This window comes from Pseudomonas sp. PvP009, from assembly GCF_017832995.1.
Lineage (GTDB): Bacteria > Pseudomonadota > Gammaproteobacteria > Pseudomonadales > Pseudomonadaceae > Aquipseudomonas > Aquipseudomonas syringae.
The window spans coordinates 2299941-2312307 of sequence record NZ_JAFIBG010000001.1 but is presented as its reverse complement, the minus strand read 5'-3'; the positions used below and the strand labels follow the sequence as shown (position 1 = coordinate 2312307).

Below are 12367 nucleotides of genomic sequence, written 5' to 3'. Positions count from 1 at the left end.
ACGGACATCATCCCCTATATCCAACATCGTCTCCCTGCGCCATTTAACGAATTTGTGAAAGGCTATTTTCTAACTGAAAAAAAAAGTGCATCATTTGCGGGCGACTGAGTTATAAATACCCTCTATCTGCACAACGACAAGCCGCAAAGGCCAAGTTTCAGCATAGAAACCGCAGGTATCGGGCACCCTCGAGTGAGCGAATCGACCTATCAGTTTTGTCTCATCGCTTTATAGGGCTGACAACAGCCATTACATTGTTGGAGTATATTAATTGTCCAGACTTGCCGAGTTTCGAGCAGCAGAGAAAGCCCTTCAGGAACAGCTTGCACAGCTGGAATCGTTGAAGAATGACGCCGGATTGAAGAAGGAGATCGAATTCGAGCAAAAGCTCCAGGACCTGATGGGCACCTACGGTAAAAGCCTGCGTGACATCATCGCAATCCTTGACCCTTCGAGTGCAACCTCGCTGGTTGCACCCGCAGGGCCAAAGCGTCGCCGTGCACGCGTGGTCAAGGTTTACCAGAACCCGCATACCGGCGAGCTGATTGAAACCAAGGGCGGCAACCATCGCGGCCTCAAGGCATGGAAAGAGCAATACGGTGTAGACACTGTTGATTCATGGCTGCGTGCCTGATTGCAAGTTGTCACTTGAAGCCCTGCCCTTGCAGGGCTTTTTTATCTTCGTCACTGCAGCTCTTCACCTGTGTACTGCAGGGCTGTGCTCAGGCGTCATCACACAGTACCTGTCGATCCGCAGCGGAAATTCATATACATGATTAGGTGGACTGCCCGGTTCGTATACTTCAATGCAGCGTGTAAATGCCGCGAGAATAATGACGTCAATAAATCCGGATTATGCGATTCAGCACACAGTTACAAACCTGAACAGTTCCTGAAGTGCGTAGAGTAATTATTCAGTTTGACCGCGTGATGAGATACATCACTATTTGTTTCTCAATGATTCGTCGCGCTGAAACGCATCGATTGCGCAACACAGCGCAGCTTCACACTTTTTTCACATGGACTCTCGGATGATGAAGACCGCTAAAGGAATAGCGCCCCATGCCCGCCTCGGCGGGCTTCTTTTTGTCTGCAAAAAGGCAGATGTCACTGCGTAACGTCCAGACGCAGACTCTCACGAATACGCAGTGCCTCATCCTTGTTGCTCGCATAGCCGTCTGCCGATCCCGCGTAGGACAATGACCAGGCCAATTCCTTGCTGGCGGCCGCGACCAGTGTCTGGGTCAACACGTGCACACCATTCTGAGTAATGGTGCAGGTGGTTTCGAGCGCGGGCACCACGCTAAGCCGACTTTCACGGACATGCGTGCAGACGCTCTGCAACCCACTGCGGGCAAAATTGACCTGAACCGACTTACGCATTTCCAGCAGAACGCCCTGGACATTGACGTCATGTCCCGGCGCCAGCCGCGTTTGGGTGAGCTCCATGACCATCAGCGGATTTCCACTTTGATCGTTTTTCACCGCGCGCTGTCTGACCTGCACGGACGGTTGAACGGGCTCGCCCGACTCGGTCGGTATCGACTCGACCTCCCAGCCTGCGGGCCAGACGATCATTGCATCGGCGGCATGGACCTGAGCAGTGCCCAGCAGCAGGAACAGGCACAGGCTTGGCACGGAGCGTCGGTAGTGCGAAAGGATCATGATCGGGTCGCCAAAACGGTTGACCGGAAATTCTGAGCCTGTTGTCGGCATCGAGCAAGGCCGACGCGACGTTATACGCGCCGGGTTTGGCACTGCCTGCCCTGCCCCGTATCATTTGGCATTATTTGTACATTCTGTTGGAGACACATCGATGAGCTTGCACGAACTCAACACACTACCGGGCGTCACAGCCAATCCTGAAGCGGCCACCCGGCAGTTTGTGTTCAACCACACCATGCTGCGCGTCAAGGACATCACCAAATCGCTGGATTTCTATACCCGCGTACTGGGCTTCAGCCTGGTAGAGAAACGTGACTTCCCGGAAGCCGAATTCAGCCTGTACTTTCTGGCGCTGGTCGACAAGGCACAGATCCCGGAAGACGACGCTGCCCGCAACGAATGGATGAAGTCGATCCCCGGCATTCTGGAGCTGACCCACAACCACGGTACCGAAAGCGATGCCACCGCGTCGTACCACAACGGTAACAGCGACCCGCGCGGCTTTGGCCATATCTGCGTGTCGGTGCCGGACGTGAAGGTCGCCTGCGAGCGATTCGAAAGCCTGGGCGTCGACTTTCAGAAGCGCTTGTCCGATGGGCGCATGAACAGCCTGGCCTTTATCAAGGACCCGGACGGCTACTGGGTGGAGATCATCCAGCCAACGCCGCTCTGAGACCTCGGTGATCGCTCCGGCAAGGAGCGACCCGCATAGAAAGCAAAAAGCCCCGTGATCGCTCACGGGGCTTTTTGTTTACCGCTGTCCGATCAGGCCGGTGCGGAGGTACGGATCAGATGGTCAAAGGCGCTCAGGGAGGCCTTGGCACCTTCGCCCAGGGCAATGATGATCTGCTTGTACGGTGCGACCGTTACGTCACCAGCAGCGAAGATACCCGGCACCGAGGTTTCACCACGGGAATCGACCACGATCTCGCCACGCGGCGACAGCTCAATGGCACCTTTGAGCCATTCACTGTTAGGCAGCAGGCCGATCTGCACGAAGATACCTTCGAGCGGCACGGTGATCTCTTCGCCTGTAGTGCGGTTCTTGTAGCGCAGGCCGTTGACCTTCTGCTCATCACCGGTCACTTCAGTGGTTTGCGCACTGGTGATCACAGTCACGTTCGGCAGGCTGTGCAACTTGCGCTGCAGCACCGCGTCTGCACGCAACTGCACGTCGAACTCCAGCAGTGTCACGTGAGACACGATACCCGCCAGGTCGATTGCAGCCTCGACGCCCGAGTTACCACCACCGATGACAGCGACGCGCTTGCCTTTGAACAGCGGGCCGTCGCAGTGCGGGCAATAAGCCACACCCTTGTTACGGTACTGCTGCTCGCCCGGCACGTTCATCTCCCTCCAGCGTGCGCCAGTGGCGAGGATCAGCGTCTTGGCCTTGAGGCTGGCACCGCTGGCAAACTTCACTTCGTGCAACTCGCCGGCTGCGCCAGGGATCAGCTTGTCGGCACGTTGCAGATTCATGATGTCGACTTCGTACTGCTTGACGTGCTCTTCAAGCGCCACGGCCAGTTTCGGCCCCTCGGTATGCTGTACCGAGATGAAGTTCTCGATAGCCATAGTGTCCAGCACCTGACCGCCGAAACGCTCGGCGGCAACACCGGTGCGGATGCCTTTGCGGGCAGCGTAGACGGCCGCCGCAGAACCTGCGGGACCACCGCCTACGACCAGCACATCGAAGGCCTGCTTGGCGTTGAGTTTTTCCGCCTGACGCGCACCGGCGCCAGTGTCGATCTTGGCCAGAATCTCTTCCAGCCCCATGCGACCCTGACCGAACAACTCACCGTTCAGATAGATGCTCGGCACCGACATGATCTTGCGATCGGTCACTTCGTCCTGGAACAGCGCACCGTCGATAGCGACGTGCTTGATACCAGGGTTCAACACTGCCATCAGGTTCAATGCCTGGACGACGTCCGGGCAGTTCTGGCAGGACTGCGAGAAATAGGTTTCGAAATGGAATTCGCCCTCAAGCGCGCGAACCTGTTCGATGGTTTCCGCACTGACCTTGGGTGGATAGCCGCCGACTTGCAGCAGCGCCAGGACCAGCGAGGTGAATTCGTGACCCATGGGGATACCGGCAAAACGCAGGCTGATATCGTGGCCAGGGCTGCTCAGCGAGAACGACGGGGTACGTGCGTCGGTACCGCTGTCATTCAGGGTAACGTCCTTGGAAACGCTGATCACATCATTGAGCAGTGCAAGCATTTCCTGAGACTTCGCGCCGTCATCAAGGGACGCGACGATCTCGATGGGGCGAGTAACCCGCTCCAGATAGGATTTCAACTGGGCTTTAAGATTGGCGTCCAACATGTGGCGGCTTCCTGTTTACAAAGGGTAGAAATAACAACGCCCAGGCGATTACCGCCCGGGCGTTTTTTGGGGCGATGCGGTTTACTTGCTCAAGAGCTCAACGCCCCTAGCCGATTCATGCGACTCAGATCTTGCCAACCAGATCCAGGGACGGAGCCAGAGTAGCTTCGCCTTCCTTCCACTTGGCTGGGCAGACTTCGCCCGGGTGAGCGGCAACGTACTGGGCAGCCTTGATCTTGCGCAGCAGCTCGGAAGCGTCACGGCCAACACCGCCATCGTTCAGCTCGACGATTTTGATCTGACCTTCAGGGTTGATCACGAAAGTACCGCGATCTGCCAGACCGGCTTCTTCGATCAGCACGTCGAAGTTGCGGGAGATGGTCAGGGTCGGGTCACCGATCATGGTGTACTGGATCTTGCCGATCGCTGGCGAGGTGTTGTGCCATGCAGCGTGGGCGAAGTGGGTGTCAGTCGAAACGCTGTAGATTTCAACGCCCAGCTTCTTGAACTCTTCGTAGTTGTCAGCCAGGTCTTCCAGCTCGGTCGGGCATACGAAGGTGAAGTCGGCCGGGTAGAAGAATACGACAGACCACTTGCCTTTGAAGTCAGCGTCCGAGACGTCAACGAAAGCGCCGTTCTTGAATGCGGTAGCCTTGAACGGTTTTACCTGGCTGTTGATGATAGGCATCGGTATATCTCCTGATGGGTTGGATGGGTTGTGAATTCGATGGAGTGAAGCTTACGCATGATCGATGACAATCGCTCATTGGCAAACCTGATGTCACTGATTGCTTTTCACTATGAAGGCAGCTTATTGATAGAAGAAACCTTCGGACCGCTCCCCGCCTCCGGTGGACTCAGGAACGGAGCGGCATCAATGTAGCGCATCGCCGACTTGATGTCCCTCCAGCCTACGTAGGACATCAGTGACTTGAGGTCCCAGCCGTTACTGTGCGCCCAACTGGCGAAGCCCCGGCGCAGCGAGTGGCTGGTGTAGTGCTCTGCGGCGATGCCTGCACGCTGGAGCGCCTTACGCAGCAACGGGATGACGCTGTTGGCGTGCAGCCCCTCCTCTTTAAGGTTACCCCAACGATCTACTGCCCGAAAGACCGGACCGCGTACCAGCGCGGCACAGTTGATCCACTCTATATAGGCTTGCACCGGGCACAGCCGCTGCAAGGCCGGGGTCTGGTAGGTCCTGCCGAGGTTGTCGCGATCGCCTTTGCTGCGCGGCAGATAAAGGCTGATTCCCGAGTCGGCGATGGCCTTGACATCCTGTACTTGCAGGCGGCAAAGCTCGTCGCTGCGAAACCCGCGCCAGAATCCCAGCAGGATCAGCGCCGAATCACGTCGACCGCGCAACAGACGCGGCTGATCGTGTTGTGCGCTCGCTTCACGTATTTCAATCTCCAGCCAGGCGATGACTTTTTCCAGATCCTGCAACTGCAAAGGCTCGGCCTGCTTTTCCTGCGCCGGGTGCAGCGCGCGAATGCCCTTGATGACCTTGCGCACCATGGGTGCCTTGGTGGGATCGACAAAGCCCTGGCTGATATGCCACTGGGCCAGCGCTGACAAGCGTAACTTCAGGGTATTCACCGACAGCGTCCCGGCATGGCTCGCCAGGTAGCGCGCCACGCTTTCGCTGGTCGCCGGCAGAAACCCGCCCCATGTCACCTCGAAATGCTCGATTGCAGCCCGATAGCTGCGGCGCGTGTTGTCGCGGGTCGCCGCCTCGATATAGCGATCAACGTCGTTCATGGCTAAAACCTGCTGGGTGTACCGGTAAAGGTGCCGTAAAGGTAGCTGACAGCGCCTGACACGGGATAATACGCCAATATCCCGTGTTAATTAATTCAAAAAATAGCTAATTATTTCAAAACAGATAGTATGTAATTACAGAGTACATACCACAGTACGAAATCGTAGGAGACAGCATGGCTCGCGGCGGTGTAAACAAGGCTTTAGTACAGAAAGCAAGGGCGTCCCTGCTGTCCCGAGGCGAAAACCCCAGCATCGATGCGGTACGTATCGAAATGGGTAATACGGGGTCGAAAACCACCATTCACCGCTATCTGAAGGAGCTCGAATCCACGCAAGCCCCGGCACCGGATATCAACGAGGAGTTGAGCGATCTGGTGGCTCATCTCGTCCAGCGGCTTCAGGAGCAAGCACAGGAACGTATCGATCAGGCGCACGATCAGTATCAGGCCGAGCGCGACATTCTCCAGCGGCGGCTTGCGGCGACTCAGGAGCAGATCAGCCAACTGGAAAAACACGCACAGCAGCGCGCAGAGACACTGGAACAACAAGCTGCCGCCCTGCGCCACACGCAAGGCACACTGCAGGATGTGCAGACAGAACACGCCCGGTTGCTACAGGCCAATCAGGATCTGGAGGCCCGTCTGCACGACAAGGACGGGCAGATCCACTCTCTGGAAGAAAAGCACCAGCATGCCCGCGAGGCGCTGGAGCACTATCGCAACTCGATCAGAGAACAACGCGAACAGGAGCAACGACGCCACGAAAGCCAGGTTCAGCAGTTGCAAATGGAACTGCGACAGGCGCAGCAAGGCATGGCTATGCACCAGGAAAACATCACACAGCTCAATCGAGACAACGAAAGACTGCTGGCTGAAAATCGCACCACCCTGCGCGAACTGCACAGCCAGACCGACCAGTTGAAGCAAGCCAACACGCAGAATGTCGCCTTCGCAGAACAACAGCAGCACGCCCACACCCAATGCGCACTACTGGAAGAAAGGTTACGCAGCGCGCAGGACGAAAACGCCGCGCTCAAACAAGGCATGACCGATGCGCAGCAACAGAGCCGCATGCTGGAACTGTTGCTGACCAAGAAGGAAGCGGCACTGGAAAACCTGCAGATCAGGCTCGATCAGCCGGACAAACCCAAAGCCGCCAAGAAGAAGCCGTCAGACCAGACATGACCAGAAGATTCAGGCAAGCGCGACCTCGCCGCACGGCAGATGCAAATCAACCCGCGTCCCCTGACCTTCAGTGCTGTCTATATGCACGTGCCCACCAGTCTGCCGGGTAAAGCCATAGACCATCGACAAACCCAGCCCGGTCCCCTGACCTACCGGCTTGGTGGTGAAAAACGGATCGAACACCTGATCGATGACATCCTGAGCAATGCCGCAGCCGTTATCTTCGACACTCAGCAGTACATAGTCGCCAGGCAGCAGACCGTCTTTTTGCGTCGCAAGCGTTAGCGAGCGACTGCGCACGCACAGCTTCCCTCCGACAGGCACAGCGTCGCGAGCGTTGATGACCAGATTCAACAGGGCATTTTCCAGTTGATGCTCATCAGTGCGTATCGCACTCAGCCCCTCCTCCAGTTCGATCTGCAGATGCGCATGAGCGCCGACCGTACCTCGCAACAACTCTTCCATCGAGCGGACCATGCAATTGACATCCACCGCGGTGACGTTGAGCGACTGCCGGCGGGCAAATGTCAGCAGCCTGCGGGTCAGTGCAGCAGCCCGATTTGCCGAGCTTGCTGCGGCATCCAGGTAGCGCTCGACCTCACCGATCCGCCCGGCTTCCACACGCAGCCTGATCATGTCCAGTGCGCCAATCACGCCGGAAAGTACATTGTTGAAGTCATGGGCGATGCCCCCGGTCAACTGACCAATCGCATCCATTTTTTGCGCGTGACGCAGGACCTCTTCAGCCATCGCTCGCTCGGCAATTTCGGCCTGCAACAACTCATTGGTGGCTTTCAGCTCGCGCGTGCGCTCGGCAACGCGCAACTCAAGACTCTCGTTGAGTTCGCGTAACGCTTCTTCTGCATTGACCTGGGCGGTGATATCGGTGTGAGTACCCAGCCAGTGAGTGATGTGGCCCCGTGCATCGCGCAGGGGTAGCGCGCGTGACAGGAACCAGTTGAATGCGCCGTCCTTGCCACGTATCGGGAAGGTATCTTCCCAGATCGAGCCGGTGGAAAAGCAGTATTGCAAACGCGTCATCACGCGTTCGCGATGTTCGGGATGCAGGACCGAGCGCCAACCCAAGGCAGTCATGGCCTCGAGCGAGGCGCCGGTGTACGCATACCAACGCTCGTTGTACCAGTGGACCTGCCCTCGGGGGCTGGCAGTCCAGGCCAGTTGACTCATGTTGTCAGCCAATGTCCTGAACTGACGCTCGCTTTCACGCAAGGCATCGATGTACTGCGCGACTTCGCGGTCCTGCTCAGCCGAATGCAATGGCATTCTGGCCGGCGGTTGTTCTCTATTCACGTCGGGATCCATCCTCTTCAAGCTTTTACCCCGGAGCTCTTCCTGAACTCCGGGCGCTGCGTGACTTAACGTTTGACAGGCGTACGCATGGTGACGAACTCTTCTGCCGCAGTCGGGTGCACCCCAATAGTATCGTCGAATACCTGCTTGGTCGCGCCAGCCTTGATGGCAATGGCCAGGCTCTGGACGATTTCGCCAGCATCCGGCCCCACCATATGGCAGCCCAGCACGCGGTCGGTTTTAGCATCGACGACCAGCTTCATCAATGTGCGCTCCTGATCATCGGTCAAGGTCAGCTTCATCGGCCTGAAACGGCTTTCGAAAATCTGTACATCGTGACCGGCCTTGATTGCATCTTCTTCGGTCAGGCCGACCGTACCAATGTTAGGCAGACTGAAAACTGCCGTCGGGATGTGATTGTAGTCTACCGGGCGATACTGCTCGGGCTTGAAAAGTCGACGCGCGACCGCCATGCCTTCAGCCAGCGCGACAGGGGTCAGTTGCACACCCCCAATGACATCGCCGATGGCCAGGATGGAAGGCTCGCTGCTCTGGTAATGCTCATCGACTTTGATGTAACCGTGCTCATCCAGTTTGACGTCGACACTGTCCAGACCAAGATTGTCGAGCATCGGCCGACGCCCCGTCGCGTAGAACACGCAATCGGTCTCGAGTGTACCGCCGCCTTTCATGGACAACAGCAAACTGCCGTTGGCCTGCTTATCGATGCGCTCGATATCGCTGTTGAAGCGAATCGTCATGTCGCGCTTGAGCAGCTCTTCGTGGAGATGGGTACGAACACTGCCATCAAAACCACGCAGAAAAAGTTCGCGACGGTAGACCAGCGTGGTATCGGCGCCCAGGCCGTTGAAGATCGAAGCGAACTCCACGGCAATATAGCCACCGCCCACAACCACAACGCGCTTTGGCAGCGTCTTGAGGTGAAACGCCTCGTTGGACGTAATGGCATGCTCGCGCCCTGGCACGTCAGGCACCTGCGGCCAGCCGCCGGTAGCAATCAGAATACGCTCGACGCTATAAGTCTGGCCGTTGATTTCGACCTGCTGCGGCCCGACGATCTTTGCGTGGCCTTCGAGCAAGGTAACACCGCTGTCGACCAGCAATTTGCGATAGATGCCGTTGAGGCGACTGATCTCACTGTCCTTGTTGGCAATCAGCGTGGACCAGTCAAAACTGGCCTCACCCAATGACCAGCCAAACCCTTTGGCGTGGTCGAAATCTTCGGAAAAATGCGCCCCGTATACCAGCAGCTTCTTGGGTACGCAGCCCACGTTGACGCAGGTCCCACCCAGATAGCGGCTTTCGGCCACAGCGACCTTCGCACCAAAACCGGCAGCAAAACGTGCCGCCCGAACGCCGCCTGAACCGGCGCCAATTACAAAAAGATCAAAATCAAAAGCCATCGATATCTCCTGAGCAGGGTCACAGCATAACCGCCTGACGGTCATTCAGAAATGAAAAAGCCACCCGAAGGTGGCGTTCTCACAGCAGCGTCATTCAAAAATCAATGAGCTTTGCCGGCTTTGTAGAAATGCTCGAAGCAGAAGTTTGTCGCCTCGATATAGCCTTCAGCGCCACCGCAGTCGAAACGCGTGCCCTTGAATTTATAGGCAAGCACGTTGCCTTCTGCAGCCTGCTTCATCAAGGCGTCGGTAATCTGGATCTCACCACCCTTGCCTGGCTCGGTCTGCTCGATTTTCTCGAAAATGTCCGGCGTCAGAATGTAGCGGCCGATAATCGCCAGGTTGGACGGTGCATCTTCAGGCTTAGGTTTTTCAACCATGTCGGTCACGCGGAACAGACCAGGCTTGATCTCTTCACCCGCGATCACGCCATACTTGTTGGTTTCCGACGGATCAACTTCCTGAATGGCGATGATCGAGCAGCCGTAGTGCTTATGCAGCTTGACCATCTGCGCCAGCACGCCGTCGCCTTCGAGGTTGACGCACAAGTCATCCGCCAGAACCACGGCGAACGCTTCGTTGCCGATCAGCGGGCGACCGCTGAGAATGGCGTGACCCAAGCCTTTCATTTCGGTCTGACGGGTGTAGGAAAAACTGCACTCATCGATCAGCTTGCGGATGCCGACCAGGTATTTCTCTTTGTCGGTGCCCTTGATCTGGTGCTCCAGCTCGTAGCTGATGTCAAAATGGTCTTCGAGCGAGCGCTTGCCGCGGCCGGTCACGATGGAAATTTCAGTCAAGCCAGCCGCGAGTGCTTCTTCAACACCGTATTGGATCAGTGGCTTGTTGACCACCGGCAGCATTTCCTTGGGCATGGCCTTGGTCGCTGGCAGGAAGCGAGTGCCGTAACCGGCTGCTGGGAACAAGCATTTCTTGATCATAAAAGTCCTTGGTAAGGGCTGTTGGTGTTAACGGCGCAGTCTAATGATGGGGCAGTCACCTTACAATGCTGCCTTTGGCCGTCCGATGCCATCATAGAGGAATACTCGTACAGATAGTTCCGCAGTTTCTGGATATTGCCTGTACACAAATGCCGCGCAGTACACCCTCAAACTACCGTTAGACCCAGCGCAGCCCGCCTGGAATGGCCTTTGCCGACGGCTGCAGCCTTTACATCAGGGTTCGGGAATGGCCAGGCCGCGACAAACGAGAAGCCGGCAGTTTATGATGCAAAACATGGCGGAACGATGGCACCTGTTACCAGTCCAACGCTCGCATTTATTAATTCACTGGCCTTATCTCGAAGCGAAAAACATGATCAGAATTTTGTCCATTATTGCTGTGCTGGGCCTTACCGGCTGCGCGACCGCCTCCAATACTTACCTGAAAAACGGCAAACAGGGCTTGAGCATCGACTGCTCCGGCGAGGCAATGTCCTGGGCAAGCTGCTACGAAAAGGCGGACGCGTCCTGTGCAGGCACAGGCTATGAAATTGTCGGCACAGATGGTACCCCCCAGCCTGCCGAAAGCGACAAGACGCTGGGCGTGGACGTTGGCAACTACAAAAGTCGCAGCGTGCTGGTGGTCTGCAAATAATCGGGTCTGCCGCCCTGCCCACCATAGGCAGGGCCAGCTGACCGAGCCTGACCTATCAGCCTGAAATGCACGCTTCGGCAGCGTTCTGCACATCCCTGAAACGGATAGGCACATTGGAAAGTCGTTCGTAGACCTTGATCGTACTACCGCCCGAGCGGCTCTCGATATCGACCAATGCTGCGGGTGCCTTGCTGAGTTTCTGCGCGACGATGACCCGCAAGCCGTCATGACGAGGCTCGATCAAAGGCGGCTTGCGACTGCTGCTGATCTTGCCAGCGAAGCAATCAGCGTATTCCTGAGGATTCTTGCCCGACATCACGTTCATGGTGGGGGGTGTATGCTCAATGTCATTTACTGTGGCACAGCCAGTCATTGCCAGAGCCAGGACTACTACAGCAGCCAGTTTCATACAAAGCCTCCAAATAAAGGTCCTACGACAAGCCCTGGGGCAATTAAATCCCGGCTGAGGCATTTTTTCCTGGAAACACGGCAAATTAATGCTCACCGACGTCAAATTGCGGGCGTCGCATGCTATCGTTTTGATTTTTCAGAAAAACCCCCATTTCGGAGCCCGTCATGAAATTCGTACACCAGCGTGAGCATCTCAACGAGGACGACCTTGTCGTCATCGAGTGCTCTCAGACCTGCAATATTCGCCTGATGAACGATGCGAATTTTCGCAGCTTCAAAAATGGTGGTCGGCACACCTATCATGGCGGCGCGTTTGACAGATTTCCGGCCAAGATCGCCGCACCAAGCACCGGTTTCTGGAACATCACCATCGATACCGCAGGCCGCAAGGCAGATACCAACGCCGGACGCAAACTGCCCTTCACTCACAAGATCAAGATCGTCCGGCGCTCGACCACTCGCCTGGGATGATGCAAGGAGTCACCGTGAACAATCCAGTCCCGCGCAAGACCAAATTCGCTGTCAGCTACAAGCTCAATGGCGAACGCCGCTTTGAATTCGCTCAATTGCAATCGGCATCCACCGAGGAAGCCGAGGCCGCCTTGAAAAAAATGCACGGCGAGAGCGACGACCTTATTACCGACGTCAAGGTCAGCAAGGCTCTCTGATACTCACCGGAGCTCGATC

14 protein-coding genes are annotated in these 12367 nt (G+C 56.6%); 6 read left to right on the top strand and 8 right to left on the bottom strand.

Going from position 1 to position 12367, the window contains the following annotated elements:
* Positions 1-271: 271 nt before the first annotated feature.
* Complete coding sequence (locus JOE29_RS10285; protein ID WP_002553302.1) at positions 272-634, top strand: histone-like nucleoid-structuring protein, MvaT/MvaU family; 363 nt, start codon at positions 272-274, stop codon at positions 632-634.
* A 473-nt stretch (positions 635-1107) separates the two neighbouring features.
* On the opposite strand, the gene JOE29_RS10280 is transcribed toward JOE29_RS10285, so the two are convergent.
* A complete protein-coding gene (locus tag JOE29_RS10280; RefSeq protein WP_003422894.1) occupies positions 1108-1716 on the bottom strand; it encodes a DUF4946 domain-containing protein in 609 nt (202 codons plus the stop codon).
* Positions 1717-1816: 100 nt separating this feature from the next.
* Here JOE29_RS10280 and gloA point away from each other — a divergent pair, with 100 nt between their 5' ends.
* Positions 1817-2338, top strand: coding sequence for a lactoylglutathione lyase (gene gloA, locus JOE29_RS10275; protein WP_003315308.1), 522 nt, complete (start codon positions 1817-1819; stop codon positions 2336-2338).
* 92 nt (positions 2339-2430) lie between these two features.
* On the opposite strand, the gene ahpF is transcribed toward gloA, so the two are convergent.
* The 3 genes from ahpF to JOE29_RS10260 all read right to left on the bottom strand — a co-directional run bounded on the left by ahpF (position 2431) and on the right by JOE29_RS10260 (position 5751).
* Positions 2431-3993 carry an alkyl hydroperoxide reductase subunit F gene (gene ahpF, locus JOE29_RS10270; RefSeq protein WP_003315309.1) on the bottom strand — a complete coding sequence of 521 codons (1563 nt, stop codon included), beginning with the start codon at positions 3991-3993 and terminating at the stop codon, positions 2431-2433.
* Positions 3994-4117: 124 nt separating this feature from the next.
* Complete coding sequence (gene ahpC, locus JOE29_RS10265; RefSeq protein ID WP_002553298.1) at positions 4118-4681, bottom strand: alkyl hydroperoxide reductase subunit C; 564 nt, start codon at positions 4679-4681, stop codon at positions 4118-4120.
* Between the two features lie 110 nt (positions 4682-4791).
* Positions 4792-5751 (bottom strand): site-specific integrase, encoded by a 960-nt coding sequence (locus JOE29_RS10260; RefSeq protein WP_137983296.1) that lies wholly within the window; start codon positions 5749-5751, stop codon positions 4792-4794.
* Positions 5752-5927: 176 nt separating this feature from the next.
* Here JOE29_RS10260 and JOE29_RS10255 point away from each other — a divergent pair, with 176 nt between their 5' ends.
* Positions 5928-6938 carry a DNA-binding protein gene (locus JOE29_RS10255; protein ID WP_137983297.1) on the top strand — a complete coding sequence of 337 codons (1011 nt, stop codon included), beginning with the start codon at positions 5928-5930 and terminating at the stop codon, positions 6936-6938.
* Positions 6939-6947: 9 nt separating this feature from the next.
* On the opposite strand, the gene JOE29_RS10250 is transcribed toward JOE29_RS10255, so the two are convergent.
* The 3 genes from JOE29_RS10250 to galU all read right to left on the bottom strand — a co-directional run bounded on the left by JOE29_RS10250 (position 6948) and on the right by galU (position 10614).
* Positions 6948-8222: a PAS domain-containing hybrid sensor histidine kinase/response regulator gene (locus JOE29_RS10250; protein WP_137983303.1), complete on the bottom strand. Its 1275-nt coding sequence runs from the start codon at positions 8220-8222 to the stop codon at positions 6948-6950.
* Positions 8223-8314: 92 nt separating this feature from the next.
* Positions 8315-9673 carry a glutathione-disulfide reductase gene (gene gorA, locus JOE29_RS10245; protein ID WP_046265999.1) on the bottom strand — a complete coding sequence of 453 codons (1359 nt, stop codon included), beginning with the start codon at positions 9671-9673 and terminating at the stop codon, positions 8315-8317.
* 101 nt (positions 9674-9774) lie between these two features.
* Positions 9775-10614, bottom strand: coding sequence for a UTP--glucose-1-phosphate uridylyltransferase GalU (gene galU / locus JOE29_RS10240; RefSeq protein WP_003315315.1), 840 nt, complete (start codon positions 10612-10614; stop codon positions 9775-9777).
* 373 nt (positions 10615-10987) lie between these two features.
* Between galU and JOE29_RS10235 the strand changes: the two genes are divergently transcribed.
* Positions 10988-11269 carry a hypothetical protein gene (locus JOE29_RS10235; protein ID WP_003400694.1) on the top strand — a complete coding sequence of 94 codons (282 nt, stop codon included), beginning with the start codon at positions 10988-10990 and terminating at the stop codon, positions 11267-11269.
* A 55-nt stretch (positions 11270-11324) separates the two neighbouring features.
* Here the strand turns inward: JOE29_RS10235 and JOE29_RS10230 are convergent, their stop codons facing one another.
* Positions 11325-11678 (bottom strand): hypothetical protein, encoded by a 354-nt coding sequence (locus tag JOE29_RS10230; protein WP_003315317.1) that lies wholly within the window; start codon positions 11676-11678, stop codon positions 11325-11327.
* A 167-nt stretch (positions 11679-11845) separates the two neighbouring features.
* Here JOE29_RS10230 and JOE29_RS10225 point away from each other — a divergent pair, with 167 nt between their 5' ends.
* Positions 11846-12151, top strand: coding sequence for a DUF1883 domain-containing protein (locus JOE29_RS10225; RefSeq protein WP_003315318.1), 306 nt, complete (start codon positions 11846-11848; stop codon positions 12149-12151).
* Between the two features lie 14 nt (positions 12152-12165).
* The gene (locus JOE29_RS10220; RefSeq protein ID WP_074997298.1) at positions 12166-12348 is read left to right on the top strand and encodes a hypothetical protein; all 183 of its coding nucleotides are present in this window, start codon (positions 12166-12168) and stop codon (positions 12346-12348) included.
* Positions 12349-12367 lie beyond the last annotated feature (19 nt).